The sequence below is a fragment of the Burkholderia lata genome (assembly GCF_000012945.1).
GTDB classification, from domain to species: Bacteria; Pseudomonadota; Gammaproteobacteria; order Burkholderiales; family Burkholderiaceae; genus Burkholderia; species Burkholderia lata.
In genome coordinates this window covers 219,024-235,512 of sequence record NC_007510.1, presented here as the reverse complement: position 1 = coordinate 235,512, position 16,489 = coordinate 219,024, and the positions used below count along the sequence as shown (strand labels likewise).

Annotated in this window: 16 protein-coding genes and 1 riboswitch; of the genes, 1 reads left to right on the top strand and 15 read right to left on the bottom strand. The window is 67.9% G+C overall.

Going from position 1 to position 16,489, the window contains the following annotated elements; all coding sequences use genetic code 11:
- Nucleotides 1-157: 157 nt before the first annotated feature.
- The 7 genes from ahcY to BCEP18194_RS06900 all read right to left on the bottom strand — a co-directional run bounded on the left by ahcY (nt 158) and on the right by BCEP18194_RS06900 (nt 9,175).
- Nucleotides 158-1,576 carry an adenosylhomocysteinase gene (gene ahcY / locus BCEP18194_RS06930; protein WP_011350612.1) on the bottom strand — a complete coding sequence of 473 codons (1,419 nt, stop codon included), beginning with the start codon at nt 1,574-1,576 and terminating at the stop codon, nt 158-160.
- Nucleotides 1,577-1,608: 32 nt separating this feature from the next.
- A riboswitch (S-adenosyl-L-homocysteine riboswitch) is annotated at nt 1,609-1,725 on the bottom strand.
- A gap of 108 nt (nt 1,726-1,833) precedes the next feature.
- Complete coding sequence (locus BCEP18194_RS06925) at nt 1,834-2,568, bottom strand: RNA polymerase sigma factor FliA (protein ID WP_011350611.1); 735 nt, start codon at nt 2,566-2,568, stop codon at nt 1,834-1,836.
- A gap of 22 nt (nt 2,569-2,590) precedes the next feature.
- Entirely contained in the window at nt 2,591-3,409 is an 819-nt protein-coding gene (locus BCEP18194_RS06920) for a flagellar biosynthesis protein FlhG (protein ID WP_011350610.1), read from the bottom strand.
- Nucleotides 3,402-5,165, bottom strand: coding sequence for a flagellar biosynthesis protein FlhF (gene flhF, locus BCEP18194_RS06915; protein WP_011350609.1), 1,764 nt, complete (start codon nt 5,163-5,165; stop codon nt 3,402-3,404). The genes BCEP18194_RS06920 and flhF overlap by 8 nt, the downstream gene beginning before the upstream one ends.
- Nucleotides 5,162-7,261, bottom strand: coding sequence for a flagellar biosynthesis protein FlhA (flhA, locus tag BCEP18194_RS06910; protein ID WP_011350608.1), 2,100 nt, complete (start codon nt 7,259-7,261; stop codon nt 5,162-5,164). Before flhA ends, flhF begins: the two co-directional genes overlap by 4 nt.
- Nucleotides 7,258-8,454: a flagellar biosynthesis protein FlhB gene (flhB, locus tag BCEP18194_RS06905; RefSeq protein WP_011350607.1), complete on the bottom strand. Its 1,197-nt coding sequence runs from the start codon at nt 8,452-8,454 to the stop codon at nt 7,258-7,260. Before flhB ends, flhA begins: the two co-directional genes overlap by 4 nt.
- A 340-nt stretch (nt 8,455-8,794) precedes the next feature.
- Nucleotides 8,795-9,175 (bottom strand): DUF805 domain-containing protein, encoded by a 381-nt coding sequence (locus tag BCEP18194_RS06900; RefSeq protein WP_011350606.1) that lies wholly within the window; start codon nt 9,173-9,175, stop codon nt 8,795-8,797.
- 401 nt (nt 9,176-9,576) lie between these two features.
- On the opposite strand from BCEP18194_RS06900, the gene BCEP18194_RS42245 reads away from it, so the two are divergent.
- A complete protein-coding gene (locus BCEP18194_RS42245) occupies nt 9,577-9,702 on the top strand; it encodes a hypothetical protein (protein ID WP_279626930.1) in 126 nt (41 codons plus the stop codon).
- 108 nt (nt 9,703-9,810) lie between these two features.
- On the opposite strand, the gene BCEP18194_RS06895 is transcribed toward BCEP18194_RS42245, so the two are convergent.
- The 8 genes from BCEP18194_RS06895 to BCEP18194_RS06860 form a co-directional block, all read right to left on the bottom strand.
- Complete coding sequence (locus BCEP18194_RS06895) at nt 9,811-10,308, bottom strand: VOC family protein (RefSeq protein WP_011350605.1); 498 nt, start codon at nt 10,306-10,308, stop codon at nt 9,811-9,813.
- Between the two features lie 167 nt (nt 10,309-10,475).
- On the bottom strand, nt 10,476-11,717 hold the full coding sequence (locus BCEP18194_RS06890) for a DUF3443 family protein (protein WP_011350604.1): 1,242 nt from the start codon (nt 11,715-11,717) through the stop codon (nt 10,476-10,478).
- A gap of 16 nt (nt 11,718-11,733) precedes the next feature.
- Entirely contained in the window at nt 11,734-12,237 is a 504-nt protein-coding gene (locus tag BCEP18194_RS06885; protein ID WP_011350603.1) for a DUF2844 domain-containing protein, read from the bottom strand.
- A gap of 261 nt (nt 12,238-12,498) precedes the next feature.
- A complete protein-coding gene (cheZ, locus tag BCEP18194_RS06880; RefSeq protein ID WP_011350602.1) occupies nt 12,499-13,230 on the bottom strand; it encodes a protein phosphatase CheZ in 732 nt (243 codons plus the stop codon).
- Nucleotide 13,231: 1 nt separating this feature from the next.
- On the bottom strand, nt 13,232-13,627 hold the full coding sequence (cheY, locus tag BCEP18194_RS06875) for a chemotaxis response regulator CheY (RefSeq protein WP_011350601.1): 396 nt from the start codon (nt 13,625-13,627) through the stop codon (nt 13,232-13,234).
- Between the two features lie 67 nt (nt 13,628-13,694).
- Nucleotides 13,695-14,786, bottom strand: coding sequence for a protein-glutamate methylesterase/protein-glutamine glutaminase (locus BCEP18194_RS06870; RefSeq protein WP_011350600.1), 1,092 nt, complete (start codon nt 14,784-14,786; stop codon nt 13,695-13,697).
- Nucleotides 14,783-15,508 (bottom strand): chemoreceptor glutamine deamidase CheD, encoded by a 726-nt coding sequence (gene cheD, locus BCEP18194_RS06865; protein ID WP_011350599.1) that lies wholly within the window; start codon nt 15,506-15,508, stop codon nt 14,783-14,785. The genes BCEP18194_RS06870 and cheD overlap by 4 nt, the downstream gene beginning before the upstream one ends.
- Nucleotides 15,505-16,488: a CheR family methyltransferase gene (locus tag BCEP18194_RS06860; protein WP_011350598.1), complete on the bottom strand. Its 984-nt coding sequence runs from the start codon at nt 16,486-16,488 to the stop codon at nt 15,505-15,507. Before BCEP18194_RS06860 ends, cheD begins: the two co-directional genes overlap by 4 nt.
- Nucleotide 16,489 lies beyond the last annotated feature (1 nt).

The following is a 16,489-nucleotide window of genomic DNA, read 5'->3' as shown; positions in this document are numbered from 1 at the left end:
TCCGGTTCGGTTGTCGATCGGTACGATCAGTGGCCGCCGCCGGCTGCCGCGGGTGCCCGAAGGCGCGCCGCGGCAGCCGGCGATCCGGCGCGCCGTGCCGCCATGCCGGGTACGCGTCGGCGACGCGCGCACGGCACCGCGGCAGCGGCGCGTCGGATCAGTAGCGGTAGTGGTTCGGCTTGAACGGGCCGTCCTTCTGCACGCCGATGTACGAAGCCTGCTCGTCCGACAGCACGGACAGGTTCGCGCCGATGCGCGCCAGGTGCAGGCGTGCGACCTTTTCATCGAGGTGCTTCGGCAGCACGTACACCTTGTTCTCGTACTCGTTGCCGCGCACGAACAGCTCGATCTGCGCGAGCGTCTGGTTCGCGAACGAGTTCGACATCACGAACGACGGGTGGCCGGTCGCGCAGCCGAGGTTCACGAGGCGGCCTTCCGCCAGCAGGATCACGCGCTTGCCGTCCGGGAAGATGATGTGGTCGACCTGCGGCTTGATGTTTTCCCACTGGTACTGGCGGGTCGACGCGACGTCGATTTCCGAGTCGAAGTGACCGATGTTGCAGACGATCGCGTTGTGGCGCATCGCCTTCATGTGATCGTGGCCGATCACGTGGAAGTTGCCCGTGGCCGTCACGAAGATGTCGGCCTTGTCGGCTGCGTATTCCATCGTCACGACGCGGTAGCCTTCCATCGCCGCCTGCAGTGCGCAGATCGGGTCGATTTCGGTGACCCACACGGTGGCGCCCAGGCCGCGCAGCGATTGCGCGCAGCCCTTGCCCACGTCGCCGTAGCCCGCGACGACCGCGACCTTGCCCGCGATCATCACGTCGGTCGCGCGCTTGATGCCGTCGACCAGCGATTCACGGCAGCCGTACAGGTTGTCGAACTTCGACTTCGTGACCGAATCGTTCACGTTGAACGCCGGGAACGGCAGGCGGCCGTCCTTTTCCATCTGGTACAGGCGGTGCACGCCGGTCGTGGTTTCTTCGGTCACGCCCTTGATGTGCGCGAGGCGCGTCGAGTACCAGGTCGGGTCCGCGTCGAGGTGCTGCGCGATCGACTTGTACAGCGCGACTTCTTCCTCGTTGGTCGGCTTCGCGATCACCGAACGGTCCTTCTCGGCCTTCGCGCCGAGGATCAGCAGCAGCGTTGCGTCGCCGCCGTCGTCCAGGATCATGTTCGCGAATTCGCCGTTCGGCCATTCGAAGATGCGGTGCGAGAATTCCCAGTATTCGTCGAGCGATTCGCCCTTGAACGCGAACACCGGCGTGCCGGCTTCGACGATCGCGGCAGCGGCGTGGTCCTGCGTCGAGAAGATGTTGCACGAGGCCCAGCGGACGTCCGCGCCGAGCGCCTTCAGCGTCTCGATCAGCACGCCCGTCTGGATCGTCATGTGCAGCGAACCGGCAATGCGCGCGCCCTTCAGCGGCTGCTGTGCCTTGTATTCGTCACGGATCTGCACGAGGCCCGGCATTTCGGTCTCGGCGATGTTCAGTTCCTTGCGGCCCCAGCCGGCCAGCGCCATGTCGGCGACGACGTAATCGTTGGAAGCTTTGGAATCGATAATGGCGTTCATCACGCCCTCCTTTCTAAAAAGTTTCTAGATTGGTGACGTGAGCGCCGTTCAGGAAGCGGGGCCGACGCGGTTGTGCCGCACAAGCTGCTTGGTGAAGCCTTCCGAGCCTGGCGGACGCAGAGTGGTCCGTCGCAACGCTCCTCGGAAAGCGGAGAGGATTGTAGCAAATCGGCGCGCAGAATGCGCAAGCACGGCGCACGACTGCGCGCCGACGGCGCAAGCGCGCGGCGTCGGCGCGTGCAGCCGTCAAGAAAGGGTCAGGACTCCGCGCCGACCCACGCCTGTTCGCGCAGCCGCGCGCGCAGGCGCGCGACGGCCTGGCTGTGCAGCTGGCACACGCGCGATTCGCTCACTTCGAGCACCGCGCCGATCTCGCGCAGATTCAGACCCCGTTCGTAGTACAGCGACATCAGCAGCTTCTCGCGCTCCGGCAGCCGCTCGATCGCCTCGACGAGCGCTTCGCGCAGGTGCTCGTCGAGCAGCGCGGACAGCGGATCGGCGTGATCGACGCGGTAGCGGTCGAGGAACGGCTCGTCGTCGGCCGCGCGGTCGAAATCCTCGTAATAGATCAGTTGGCTGCCGTGCAGGTCCTGCAGCATCCCCTGGTACTCGTCGAGCGGCATGTTCAGGTGCTGCGCGATCTCGGTCTCGCTCGCCGAGCGGCCGAGATTCTGCTCGACCTGGTGCACCGCGTGCTCGACCTCGCGCGACGTCTTGCGCAGGCTGCGCGGCAGCCAGTCGTTGCTGCGCAGCTCGTCGAGCATCGCGCCGCGGATACGCTGGGTCGCGTAAGTCTCGAACTGCGCGCCCTGGTCTTCCTTGTAGCGGCCGGCCGCGTCCATCAGGCCGATCATGCCGGCCTGAATCAGGTCGTCGAGGTCGACGCTCGCCGGCATCTTCGCGACGAGCTGCAGCCCGAGGCGTCGCACGAGCGGCGCATATTGCGCGAGCACGTCGGCCTGGGACATCTTTCCTTGAGCGTTGTACATCATGGCTCTCTCCTTCCGGTGGCGTTCACGCGGCGTGTGCCGCGCCCGCCTCATACGACGGCTTGCCGCCCGCGTGCACGGCGCGGCCCGCACCCGAACGCGGGCGCATCGGCCAATACAGCAGGTCGGCGGCAATCTGCCGGTAGTCGCGCGCGGCGGCCGACGACGGGAACGCATCGACCACCACACGCATCAGCTCGCGTGCGTGTTCGACGAGCGGATCGGCGCTCACGCAGCCCGCGTCGGCGATCGACACCGTCAGGTAGCGGCTCGCAACGCCCGCGAGGTTGTCGAACGCGACCTTCGCGTCGGCATGGCTGCCGACGTGATTGGTCAGCACGCGGAACTGCGCGAACGCATGCGCGAAATGCAGCCGCTTCATGCACGCATACGCCTCGGTGATCGCCTGCGCGGCGACCCGCGTGACGACCAGCACGTCGTGCGCTTCGCGTGCGAGCGCCGAGAACGAACCGTCGGCGCCGATCTGCGCGTCGACGAGGACGATGTCGGCCGGCCCGTCGATGAAATCGCTCAGTTGTGCATCGGTGTAGCCGGTGCGTGCGAGCCGCGCGGCGGCGCACAGGCTGAAGCCGGCCGCGACCCGCGTGCGTTCGCCGTCACGCAGCCACGCGCCCGCCAGCGTCGCGCTGGCCGAATGCACGTCGGCTCGCTCGTCGACGACGAGCACATCCTTGCCGAGCGACGCGAGCGCCGCCGCGAGGCTCACCACGGTGGACGTGCAGCCGACACCCGCCGGCCCGCCCGTCACCGCGACGATGCGCGATGCGCGCCCGGCCAGCAGGCGCCGCAGCCCTTCGGCCTGATCGATGATTCGTTTATCCAAATCGCACCTCGTGCAGCTCGGCGGTGGAACGTGCGGTCAGTGCGGAAAGCAGCGTCGGCATGTCCTCGTCTTGCGGCACGAAGGGCGAGCCGTCGCGCGGTACACAGAACGCGCTCTTCAGCAGGAATTTGGTCGAGGCGACGTACAGGTTCTCCGGCACCTTCTGGCCGGTCGACACGTAATGGATCGGCAGCTTGTAGCGGATCACCGTGTCGAGCACGCCGCCGAGGTGGGTCGCCTCGTCGAGCTTCGTGAGGATGCAGCCGGCCAGGTCCGGATGCTCGCCCGCGCTGCGGTACGCCTGCACGACTTCGTTGAGCGTGTCGCCGTGGCTCGTCGCGTTGAGCAGCAGCAGGCGCTGAACCGGCGCGTTCGCACCGTGCAGCATCGCGATCTGGTCGGACACCGCGCGGTCGCGCTGGCTCATGCCGATCGTGTCGATCAGCACGATGTGCTTGTTGCGCAGCTCGGACAGCGCCAGTGCGAGGTCGCCCGCATCCTTCACCGCGTGCACGGGCACGCCGAGGATCTTGCCGAAAATGCGCAGCTGCTCGTGGCCGCCGATCCGGTAGCTGTCGGTGGTCAGCAGCGCGACCTTGCTCGCGCCGAAGCGCATCACGCAGCGCGCAGCGAGCTTCGCGGTGGTGGTCGTCTTGCCGACGCCCGTCGGCCCCATCAGCGCGAACACGCCGCCGCGCTCCATCAGCGCATCTTCACTTTCGAGCACCGGCAGGTTCGACGCAAGCACCGACTGCGCCCATTCGGTGGCCTGTTCGAAGGTCTGCGCGCCGTCGCCGGCCGGCATGTTGTCGACCAGCATCCGCACGAGCTGCGCGGAGAAACCGGCCGCGAACAGGTGCTTCGTCAGCGCGCCATGCACGGCGCTGCGACGCTGGCGGTCGTGCCACATCAGGCTGTCGAACTGCTCTTCCATCATCCCGCGCAGCTCGCCGAGCTCCTGCATCACCGTATCGTTGACGATCCGCTCGATGCGCGACTTCACGGCGTCGGCCACCGCGGCGGCGGCGTCGGCGGACACGCGCGTGCGCTCGGCCGCCTTCGCGGCATACGCGGCGTTCGCGTTCGCGTTCGTGTCGGGCGCGCGGGTGGCGGCGGCCGGCATCCGGCGTTCGGCGTCGCGCACGATGTCGCGTGCCCACTCGGGCGGCGTCGCGCTCGCGGCGGCCTGCGGGGCCGGCACGCTCGCCTGCGGCGCGGCGGGCGTTGCCTGCGCACGCGCCATCAGCGCATCGCGCTGCTGCGTCAGGCGCTTCGCGTGCTCGACCAGCCACGGTGCGGGTTCGGAAGCAGCGGCCGGGGCGGCGGCAGTCGGGGCGGCGGCGGAAGACGGCGCCGCCGCGGCCAGCGCAGCGTCATCGATCGCCGAAGGTTGCGCCACCGTGTCGTCTGCTTCGGCGCTTGCGCCGAACACCGACGAGAACACGTCCGGCAGCCCGCCTTCGCCTGCTGCATACGGATTGACCGCCGGACGGGCCAGCGCCGCACCCGGGCGCGACACGATGCCCGGCACGGCGGCGGCCGGCACGGATTCCGGCATGCGCGGCGCAGCGATGCGCGGGCGCACCGCAGCCGGCGGCGCCACGGCGGCCAGGTCCGAATCTGCCAGTGCGACGATTTCCACGCTGCCGTCATCGAGCGTGCGGTTCGACAGCACGACCGCGTCGGCGCCGAGTGCCTCGCGCACGAGACGAAGTGCGTCGCGGCTCGTTGCGCCGGTGAATTTGCGAATGTTCAAGCGGAACCCCCGATGACGTTAACGACTTTGATCGTGCGTGTGTCCGGCACTTCGGCATACGACAGCACTTTCAATTGCGGCAGGCTGCGGCGCAGGAAACGCGCGAGCATCGCGCGCAGCGCGTGCTGCACCAGCAGCACGGGCGGCAGCCCGAGATTCTGTTGACGCAGCATCGCCTGTTGCGTGCCGGTCAGAAGGTTGTGCGCGAGGCCGGGTTCGAGGCCCGGGTTCGCGCCGGTGGCGAGCGCCTGCGACAGCACGCGCTCCAGATTCGAGTCGAGGCCCATCACCTGCATTTCGCCGGCGCCCGGATACCACTGCTGCGTGATCGCGCGGCCGAGCGACAGCCGCACCGCGGCCGTGATCTCGAACGCGTCGCCGCGGCCCGCGTGTTCGGACACGGCCTCGAGGATCGTGCGCATGTCGCGGATCGGCACGCCTTCCTCGAGCAGGTTCTGCAGCACCTTCTGCAGCGTCGTCAGCGAGATCGTCTTCGGCACGAGGTCCTCGACGAGCGACGGCGCGTCCTTGCCGGTGCGCTCGACGAGCGACTGCACTTCCTGGCGGCCGAGCAGCTCGGCCGCGTGCTGGACGACCAGATGGTTCAGGTGCGTCGCGACGACCGTGCTCGCGTCGACCACCGTGTAGCCGTACACCTGCGCCTGTTCGCGCATCGCGACGTCGATCCACACGGCCGGCAGCCCGAACGCGGGATCCTGCGTGACGGCGCCCGGCAGCGCGGCCGTCACCTGGCCGGGGTTGATCGCGAGCCACTGGCCCGGGAACACTTCGCCGACGCCGATCTCGACACCCTTCAGCGCGATCCGGTAAGCGTTCGGCCGCAGTTCGAGGTTGTCGCGGATATGGATCACCGGCGGCAGGAAGCCGATTTCCTGCGCGAATTTCTTGCGGATGCTCTTGATCCGCTTGAGCAGTTCGCCGTCGCTGTTCTTGTCGACGAGCGGAATCAGCCGGTAGCCGACTTCGAGGCCGAGCGGGTCGATCAGTTGCACGTCGTCCCAGGTCGCCTCGTGGCTGTCCGACGGCAGCACCGCGGGCGGTGCGATGTCGGTCAGGTCGCCGGCCGCCTTGCGGGCCGCCGCGCGCTTGGTCTGCGTGCGGGCCAGCCAGATCGCGCCGCCGCCGAGTGCGAGGAACGCGAAGTGCGGCATGCCGGGGATCAGGCCCATCAGCACGATGATCGCGCCGGTGATGTTCAGCACGCGCGGGTTCGTGAACAGCTGGCCGGTGATCTGCGTGCCGATGTCCTCGTCGGTCGCGACGCGCGACACGATCACGCCGGCCGCGGTCGAGATCACGAGCGACGGGATCTGCGCGACGAGGCCGTCGCCGATCGTCAGCAGCGTGTAGTTCGTGCCGGCCGCGGCGAAACTCATGTCGTGCTGGACCATCCCGACGATCAGCCCGCCGATCACGTTGATCGCCATGATGATCAGGCCGGCGATCGCGTCGCCGCGCACGAACTTCGACGCGCCGTCCATCGACCCGTAGAACTCGGCTTCCTGCGACACGGCCAGGCGGCGCTTGCGGGCCTGCTCTTCGTTGATGAGGCCCGCGTTCAGATCAGCGTCGATCGCCATCTGCTTGCCGGGCATCGCGTCGAGCGTGAAGCGCGCGGACACTTCGGCGATCCGCCCCGCGCCCTTCGTGATCACCATGAAGTTGATGATCATCAGGATCACGAACACGACGATGCCGACCGCGAAGTTGCCGCCGACGAGGAAGTGGCCGAACGCCTCGATCACCTGGCCGGCCGCGTCCGGGCCCGTGTGGCCTTCGAGCAGCACGACGCGCGTCGACGCGACGTTCAGCGACAGGCGCAACAGTGTGGAGAACAGCAGCACGCTCGGGAACGCCGCGAAGTCGAGCGGCTTCATCGTGTACATGCTGACGAGCAGCACCATCACGGACAGCGCGATGTTGAACGTGAACAGCAGATCCAGCAGCATCGGCGGCAGCGGCAGGATCATCATCCCCAAAATCATGCAGATGAGGATCGGGCCCGCGAGCGCGCGCAGGTTGGTACCCGCGAGCACGTTCGGGCGCTTCGCGAACAGGCCGGTCGGGGTGCTCATGCCACACCTCCCTTACCGAGCGTGTCGTCCTGCTCTTCGCGTTCGTCTTCGGCGGACACCGACGAGCCCTTGTCGAGGTCGGCCGGCACTTCCAGATCGACCGGCATCGCCGGGAACGCGCCGCCTTCCGAACGGAAGCGCTTGAGCTGGTAGACCCACGCGAGCACTTCGGCGACGGCCGAGTACAGCGAGCCGGGAATCTCGCGTTCGAGTTCGACGTTGTGATACAGCGCACGCGCGAGCGGCGGCGCTTCGAGCAGCGGCACGTTGTGTTCGGCCGCGAGTTCGCGGATGCGCGCGGCGACGAGGTTCACGCCCTTCGCGACGACCTTCGGCGCGCGCATCTCGCCGTCCGTGTATTGCAGCGCGACGGCGAAGTGCGTCGGGTTCGTGACGACCACGTCGGCCTTCGGCACGGCCGCCATCATCCGGCGGCGCGCGATCGCACGCTGCTGCTGGCGGATCCGCCCCTTCACGTGCGGATCGCCTTCGTTCTCGCGATGCTCGCGCTTCACTTCTTCCTTCGTCATGCGCAACTTCTTGTTGTACTGCCAGATTTGGTAAGGCACATCGAGCGCGGCGACCACCAGCATCCCGGCGACCGTCGTGCCGCAGCACACGGCGACCAGGTGCAGCGCATCGGGCAGTGCCACGCCGAGCGGCTGCGTCGCGAGGCCGAGCAACTCGTCCTTGCTGCGCCAGATCGCGATGCCGCCGATCCCGCCGACGACCAGCGTCTTCGCGAGCGACATCCCGAGCTGGATCGGCCCCTGGATCGAGAAGATCCGGCCGAGGCCCGAGATCGGGTTCAGGCGGTCGAACTTCAGCTCGAACGTCTTCGACGAGATCAGCCAGCCGCCGAGCGCCATCGGCGCGAGCAGCGCGGCGACGCCAGTGAGTGCGAGGATCGGCAGCAGCGCGGCGAAGCCTTCGAGGCTCGCGCTGCCGGCCGCCGACAGCATCCGGTTCGTGTCGAACGCGGTCGCGCGATCGAACGTGAACGCGCCGCGCAGCATCGCCTGCAGATGCCCGCCCGACGGGCCCGCGAGCAGCCACGCGCCATAGAACCCGGCCGCGAGCAGCGCGAACGAAGCCAGCTCGCGCGAACGCGCGACCTGCCCCTCCTCGCGCGCCTTCTCGCGGCGCCTGGGAGTGGCGGCTTCGGTCTTGTCGAGATCGCTCTCGTCTGCCACGGGGCCTCCAGTCGGGTACGGCGGAATGCCGCTTTCCAGTGACACCGATTATTCATGGAGGCGTCAAACGCCGATCGGTCGAGCAAAGCCGGGAAAGGGGGGTATTTCGGGGAATCGGGCGAGCCGGCGCGAACGCGGCTGGACGGGGGACGGAACGGTGTGCGGCGCGGTGGAAAAACGTGCCGGCGGGTGCGGTCGCGAGGTGTCGGCTCCGGACGGAGCGGCGACGACGTGAAGCGGGGAAAAGGCGAGGAAACGGTGAAGCGGTGAAACGACGTGGCGGGTGCGACGCGAAACCGGGCCCCGACGCGACGGCGTCGCGCGTCGGGGCAGGCGTCGGTCAGGCCGCCACGATCGGGTCCGCGCCGAAGCGGTTCGGACCTTCGGTGCCGCGCGTGCACGTCCATACCAGCAGCAGGATGCCGCCGACGATCGGAATCAGCGCGAGCAGCAGGAACCAGCCCGAGCGGCCCGTATCGTGCAGGCGCCGGACGCTGACCGCGATACCCGGAATGATCAGCGCCAGCGAAACCAGGGCGAGCACGCCGAGCAGCAGTAGCGTGATCAGGCCGCCGTCGCGGCCGGCCGCGCCGATGATCTGCGCGACGATCGACAGCACACAGGTCAGCAGCGCGAAATACCAGTATTCGGCACGACGCGCACGGCCTTCGAATGTCGCGTATTTATTGAGTGCGGAACGAACGGCTTCGGAAAAATTCATTTTATTACCCTCCTGTTTTATATAGACGACCCCGGAAACAACGCCGGCATTATATGTTTGAATTTCGACGGGCTCCATCTCTTTTCACATGCCGGGCAGTGCGCGCACCCGGCCGCACCTCCCCCAGGCACGGCGCGGGAGCGGCACAGCAACGACTGCAACAACGGAATGCGACACCATCGGCTTGCATGCCGCGTCATTTTAATAATCTTGAATACCTGACAGAAACGACAGCCCCGGATAATCCAGCATTTGATTACATCCGAATGAAATCGGGTGCGATCGATAATCGATGAACCTGTGCCGCATTCGATTAACCGGCCGGCATTACGCGGGCGTGCAAAGCGCGCTACCCTTCGCCATTGCCGATTCCCGATTCCCGATTTCGGTCGAACCACACCATGCTCCGTCATCCGCTCGTTGCGCTGCTGTCGCTCGCCTGCGTGCTGGTAGCCGGCTGCGCGGCCTCGCCGGCCCTGCCCCTCGACCACACGCGCCTGACGCGCGCCGGCCGGTCACCGGTCTAGCGCCCGTTCCGGCCGCTCACGGGCTTGCGCGGCCCGGCATCGGCATCGGCACCGGTTCGCCGGTTCGCCGTCGCCGGTTCGCGCCGGCAGCGGGCTCCTGCCCGGCCCCTAGCCCGCCGCCGCCCGCTGCAGCGCGCCGAGATCGAGCTTCTTCATCGTCATCACCTGCGCCATCACGCGCTCCGCGCGCGCCGGATCGCCCGTCATCAGGTCGCTCATCTGCACCGGCACGACCTGCCACGACACGCCGAAGCGGTCGCGCAGCCAGCCGCACTGCTGCGCGCGCTCGTCGCCGCCTTCCGACAGGCGCGCCCAGTAGCGGTCGATTTCGTCCTGATCCCGGCAGTTGACGACGAACGACACGGCCGGCGTGATCTGGAACACGGGGCCGCCGTTCAGCGCGACGAACGCCTGCCCGTCGAGCTCGAACGCGACGGTCATCACCGCGCCCTCCGCGCTGCCGGACGCGTGCGCGCCGGCTTTGCCGTAGCGCGCGACGTGCACGATGCGCGCGTTGTCGAACACCGATACGTAGAAACGGGCGGCCGCCTCGGCGTCGCTGTCGAACCACAGGAACGGCGTGATGCGTTGTATGCGCGGGTTCATGGCGCTGCCTCCTCGATGTCGTGCCGGCACGGATGCCGGTATTACATCGTAGGCGCTGTGCCTGCACGCGGCGGCGTGCCGGTCCGACCCGTCATGCCGCGCACGGCCGCCGAATAAAAAAGGGGGCGATCGCTCGCCCCCTTGTTCCTGCGTCCCGCCGTGCCGCGTCAGAATGCGACGAAAGGCGCCGCACCGCCGCTCGCGGTCTTGTCCATCCCGAAGTAGATCGTCCGGTTGTAGAAGTGCGGCATGCCGATGTCGAGCCAGCTGGACGAACCGAACGGGCCCGCGATGTCGTTGAACGCGAACGTCGACGAGTTCGAGAACAGCACATCCGCGTTTGCGATGGACATCGATACCGTACCGCTCACGCCGTTCTGGCCGGTCAACGTCGCCGAGTAGCTGGCCGGCGGCGATACCGGGCAGTAGAACTGCACGTTCTTCGGGCAGGTCGTCGACTGGTTCGTCGAATCGTTGAAGAAATACGCGTTCGAACCCGTATCGAAGAACGCCATCACGTTGCGCCCCTGGAACGTCGCACTGACGTCGCCCGTCGTGGTCGACGTCATCACGGTCTTCCCGGTCAGGTCGGGCAAGCCGAACGTCAGCGTCCCGGTTGCGCTGGCCTGCCCGCTGTTCGAAATGCTCGGCATCGTCACGCTCACGCCGCTGCTGTCGGCGAAACGATGCACCGGGTTGGCCACCTGCTGCGCCACCGGCACGAGCGCCACCGTGCAGTTCGCGTTGTCACCGTTCGGGCATGCGTAGTAGTTGTTGTTCGTCGACGTCGACGTCGCGCAGGTCGTGCCGCAATCGACCGGCGCCGGCCCGATGCCGAGGATCCCGTTCGCGCCGAGCGCGCTCGCCGAGTTGGCCGACGTGCCGCCGTTCGTGCACGAGCTCGGCACGTTCGTCGTGCCGAGGTCGCCGATGATCTGCACGGGCAGCGAGCTCGCCTGCTCGGAGCCGATCGACAGGTCGACCGTGCGCACCGAACCCCACGTGTAGCTCGACACGAACTTGCCGCACTCGGCGACCGGCGCGCCGCCGCTCGTCACCTGCGGGAGGCTGCCGAGCACGCCCGACACGGCGCTGCCGACGAGCCGCAGCCCGTAGGACGCGGTATCGACGAGCACGTTGTTGACCACCTGGCAGTTCGACGTGCCCGGCGCGCAGACCTTCAGGCTGACGGTCGGGATGTTGATCACGTTCGCGACGCCGGCGTTGACGGTGATGACGGCCGTGCTCCCGGAATTGCCGTCCGAGCCGCCGTTACCGTTGTTGCCGTTGTTGCCCGAGCTGCTGCCGCCACCGCCGTCGCCGCCGCCGCATGCCGTCACGAGGACGGCCGTGGCCGCCGCGAGGCCCAGCACGCCGAGCCAGCGCTTGAATGTACGAGGAATTCTCAAGATCGCTCTCCCGCTGTCACTGGATGTCGGTGCCGGTCAAGCCGGCAGGCAGCGCCGCCGGCAGCCACGCCTGGCCCGAGAAGGCGCCCATGTGGCCGCCTGTCCGGATCACGAGGCCGCTCGTGTCGACGGACACGGGCGCGCGCCAGCCGCGCGCCTTGTGCGCCGCCTGGACGCCTGCGGTGTACTGCGGGAAATAGCTGCCGAGCAGCGACGCGAGGTCCGGCATCGTCGGCCCTTGCCACGCGAGGCCGAACACGCTGCCGGCGGCCGACGTGTATTCGTGGATGACGGTGCCCGATCCCAGCGTGATCTCGCGGACGGTATAGGCGGCCGTGCTCGCCTGCACGCCGTCCGCCGAACGCATCGCGCGCTGCAGCGCGCGCACGGATGCGGCCTGATCGTCCGCCGGCGGCGACATCGGTGCGCCGCCCAGTTCCGCGTGTGCGTGGAGGCTCCACAGCACACCCATTGCAGCCGTCGCGTGCGCGACAGCCCAGCCCAAGCGTTTCAGCTTCACGTTCCCCCCCAAGGGACTGGCTTCGTTGCCGGTAGTGCGGCCATCGGGCCCGCGCCACCTGCCAACATATGAAATCTTACGAATGACGCGACGTTGCTGCTGACGCGTAGTATGCCTGCTGAGTGTGTCGAAGTGTCAATTTGACGCAGGACGACCTTGGGCCTCGCCAGTGAAACGCGCGCGGGAAAGCGGTGTGGGGAACGTGTGACGCGTGCATCGGGCGGCACCGCGACACGCGGCGCGCCGATGCATGCAGCAGGATCAGAAGCCCAGGCTGGCGAGCAGGTCGTCCACCTGCCCCTGATCCTGGACCACGTCGGTTTTGCCTTCCGGCGCGATCTGCGGGCCGTTCAGCAGCGACTCGGGGCTGCCGGTCGAGCTCATCTGCTCGGCGGCGAGCAAAGCCGCGGTGGCCGCGAACTGCTCGCGCCGCTCGGGCGCGATGTTCTCGACGAGCACGGTGAGGAGCTGCTGCTCGATCAGGTAGACCATGTCCATGATCTTCTTGATCACCTGCCCGGTCAGGTCCTGGAAATCCTGCGCGAGCATGATCTCGAGCAGTTGCGCGCTGGTCGCCGACGTCGATTCGGGCAGCGTGCGCAGGAACGTGCGCGTGTCGTCCATCAGCTCGCGCACTTCCGCGTGCTCGATCGGTGCCGCGTACCACTGCGCCCAGCGCGCGTCGAGTGCCTCGGCCTCGTTCTGGATGCGCTCCTGCATCGGCTTCGCGACCTCGATCGCATTCAGCACGCGCACGGCGGCCTGCTCGGTCATCGTCGCAACGTAGCGCAGCCGGTCGCGCGCATCGGGCACGGCTTCCGCCGCCCGCTCGACGTGCTTGTCGAGCCCGAGCTCGCGCATCGAATCGCGCAGCGTGCGCGTGACATGGCCGATACGCGCGAGGATGCGGTCGCTCGCGAAATCGGCGCCTTCGGCCTGGCCGTCGGCGCTGAACCCGGCGCCGGTCAGCGCGGCATGGATCGGCTCGTTCACGTCAGCTCCCGGCCTTCGCCATCTTGTCGATGATCTTGTTCAGCTTCTCGTCGAGCGTCGCCGCCGTAAACGGTTTCACGACGTAGCCGCTCGCGCCGGCCTGCGCGGCCGCGATGATGTTCTCCTTCTTCGACTCGGCCGTGACCATCAGCACCGGCAGGTGCGTGAGCGTCGCGTCCGCGCGGATTTCCTTCAGCATCGCGAGGCCGTCGAGGTTCGGCATGTTCCAGTCGGAGATCACGAAGTCGAAACCGCCGCCGCGCAGCCGCGCCAGGCCGGCCGCGCCGTCTTCGGCCTCGTCGACGTTCGAGTAGCCCAGTTCCTTGAGCAGGTTGCGGACGATCCGGCGCATCGTCGGGAAATCGTCCACCACCAGGATTTTCATGCTCTTGTCCATCGTCGTTCCTTTCCAGATTCGTTTCCGTCGGGACGCGTATCGTGGCACGCGCCCCGTGACATTCCATTCAAACGCGCTGCACGCGGTCGCCCATTGTCGCCAGGCGCGCCATCACGCGGCGGCTCATCTCGGCGAGCGGCACGATCTCGTCCGCGCCGCCGAGCGCGATCGCCTCGCGCGGCATGCCGAACACGATGCAGCTTGCTTCATCCTGCGCGAACGTGTGAGCGCCCGCGCGTTTCATTTCCAGCAGGCCGGCCGCGCCGTCGCGGCCCATCCCGGTCAGGATCACCCCGATCGCGTTCTTGCCCGCGTGCGTCGCCGCCGAGCGGAACAGCACGTCGACCGACGGACGGTGCCGGTTCACCGGCGGCTCGTCCGACAGTTGCGCAATATAGTTCGCCCCGCTTCTCGCAAGCAACAGGTGCGCGTGGCCCGGCGCAATATACGCGTGGCCCGGCAGCACGCGCTCGCCGTGCTCGGCTTCCTTCACCGCGATCCGGCACAGGCCGTTCAGGCGCTGCGCGAACGACTTCGTGAAGCCCGGCGGCATGTGCTGCGCGATCAGCACCGCCGGCGCATCCGGCGGCAGCGGCGTCAGCACTTCGCGGATCGCCTCGGTGCCGCCCGTCGACGCGCCGATGATGATCAGCTTCTCGGTACTGACGAGCGGGTTGTTGATCATCGGTGCGGCCGGGTGGCTGTCCGCCGCGCGCGCCACGGCCTGCGGCTGCGGCGCCTGGCGCACGCGCGCACGCGACGCCGCGCGGATCTTGTCGGCGAGCTTTTCCGCGTAGTCGAGCATCCCGTCGCGAATCCCGACGCGCGGCTTCGTGACGAAATCGACCGCGCCGAGTTCGAGTGCGCGCAGCGTGATTTCCGAGCCGCGCTCGGTCAGCGACGACACCATCACGACCGGCATCGGCCGCAGGCGCATCAGCTTCTCGAGGAAGTCGAGCCCGTCCATGCGCGGCATTTCGACGTCGAGCGTGAGCACGTCGGGGTTGTGCTGCTTGATGAGCTCGCGCGCGACGAGCGGATCGGGCGCGGTCGCGCACACCGTCATGTCCGGCTGGCTGTTGATGATCTCGGTCATCAGGCTGCGGATCAGCGCCGAATCGTCGACGCACAATACTTTGATCTTCTGCACTGCGGTCATGCCTCCTGCTTTCTTGATAGGTTCGCCGCCCGCACGCCGCCGGCCGGCGCCGCGCTGCGCGCGCCGAACAGCTCGATGCGCGGGCGCGCCGGTGGCGGCGCAGCCGGACGCTTCGCCGCGAACAGCTCGACCTGCGGACGCGGCCGTGCGGTGCGGGCGCGATCGGCCTCGCGGGCGAGCGCGGCTTCGCGCTCGGTGACGCCCGGCACCTGCAGCCGCAGCTTCTTCACCGCCGCGCGCCCCGTAGCCGCCATGAACGCGACCTTGCGAGGATGCACGCCCTGCAGGTCTTCCGCCGTGATGCGGATGCGTTCGAGCGCGAGGTAGCGGCGGACGAAATCCGCATTGCGGTCACCGATGTTGATCGTCGTCATCCCGGCCAGCACGGCAGCGCCCCCGAACACCTTCGCCTCGAAGCGTTCGCGGCGCCCGCCGGCCTTGATCATCTCGTTGATCAGCACTTCCATCGCATACGCGCCGTAGCGCATCGATTCCGACGCGGCTGCGCCCGGATCGGCGCCGTCGTCGGGCAGCATGAAGTGGTTCATCCCGCCGATGCCCGCGTACGGGTCGTGCAGGCACGCGGCGACGCACGAGCCGAGCACGGTCATCAGCACCATGTCCTCGGACGTCGTGTAGAACTCGTTCGGCAACAGCTTCACGCCGGGACGGCCGAAGTGGTTGTCGAAGTAGCGATTGGTGGCGATCGGCAGGGCGCTCATCCGCGCTCTCCAAGAGCTGATGCGGCACCCGCGGCATGCATGCGCGCGGGAGACGACATCGCAAGTGCTTGCGCACTACGCGGCCGCGCGCCCTGGGCGGCGTCGCGGGTCAGTTCATACACCGTCTGCCCGCGCAGCCGGAACGCCTGCGTGACATACGTGAAGTTTTCCGAATGGCCGGCGAACAGCAACCCGCCCGGCTTCACGAGCGGCTCGAAGCGCGACAGCACCTGCCCCTGCGTCGGCTTGTCGAAATAGATCATCACGTTGCGGCAGAAGATCGCGTCGAACGGCTTCGCGATCCCGTAATCCGCGTCGGTCAGGTTCAGCTGCTCGAAGCGGATCATCGCGCGCAGCTCGGGGCGCACCTTCACGCGGCCGGCCTGCGGGCCCGTGCCCTTCAGGAAGAAGCGCTTCAGCCGCTCCGGCGCCAGGTGCTTGACCTGGTCGTACGTGTAGATGCCGGCTTCCGCCTTCGCGAGCACCTGCGTGTCGAGGTCGGTCGCGAGGATCGACGCACCGCGCGCGGCCGATTCGCCGAGCGCCTCGATCAGCGTGATCGCGATCGAGAAAGGCTCCTCGCCGGTCGACGCCGCCGAGCACCAGACCGATACCGGCGCCGGCCGCCCCTTCACGAAATCCGACAGGATCGGGAAATGGTGCGACTCGCGGAAGAACGCGGTCAGGTTCGTCGTCAGCGCATTGGTGAACGCTTCCCACTCGAGCGGATCGTCTTCCTGCTCGAGCAGGTCGAGGTAGTCGCGGAACGTGTCGAGGCCGCGTGCCCGCAAGCGGCGCGCGAGACGGCTGTACGCCATGTCGCGCTTGTGCTCGGACAGCGAGATCCCCGCGCGTTGATGGATCAGCGCGCGAATGCGTGCGAAATCCGCGCCCGTGAACGCGAAGTCGCGCCCCGGCTCGCCCGCGCGAGGCGAGGCATCCGGTGCATCGGGTCGAAACGGCGCGCGCGCGTGCGGCATG

Excerpts from the sequence above, each read along its gene's own strand:
- ahcY (WP_011350612.1), bottom strand. The coding sequence starts at position 1,576 with ATGAACGCCATTATCGATTCCAAAGCTTCCAACGATTACGTCGTCGCC.
- BCEP18194_RS06925 (WP_011350611.1), bottom strand. The coding sequence starts at position 2,568 with ATGATGTACAACGCTCAAGGAAAGATGTCCCAGGCCGACGTGCTCGCG.
- flhA (WP_011350608.1), bottom strand. The coding sequence starts at position 7,261 with ATGAGCACCCCGACCGGCCTGTTCGCGAAGCGCCCGAACGTGCTCGCG.
- BCEP18194_RS06900 (WP_011350606.1), bottom strand. The coding sequence starts at position 9,175 with ATGAATTTTTCCGAAGCCGTTCGTTCCGCACTCAATAAATACGCGACA.
- BCEP18194_RS42245 (WP_279626930.1), top strand. The coding sequence starts at position 9,577 with ATGCTCCGTCATCCGCTCGTTGCGCTGCTGTCGCTCGCCTGCGTGCTG.
- BCEP18194_RS06895 (WP_011350605.1), bottom strand. The coding sequence starts at position 10,308 with ATGAACCCGCGCATACAACGCATCACGCCGTTCCTGTGGTTCGACAGC.
- cheY (WP_011350601.1), bottom strand. The coding sequence starts at position 13,627 with ATGGACAAGAGCATGAAAATCCTGGTGGTGGACGATTTCCCGACGATG.
- BCEP18194_RS06870 (WP_011350600.1), bottom strand. The coding sequence starts at position 14,786 with ATGACCGCAGTGCAGAAGATCAAAGTATTGTGCGTCGACGATTCGGCG.
- cheD (WP_011350599.1), bottom strand. The coding sequence starts at position 15,508 with ATGAGCGCCCTGCCGATCGCCACCAATCGCTACTTCGACAACCACTTC.
- BCEP18194_RS06860 (WP_011350598.1), bottom strand. The coding sequence starts at position 16,488 with ATGCCGCACGCGCGCGCGCCGTTTCGACCCGATGCACCGGATGCCTCG.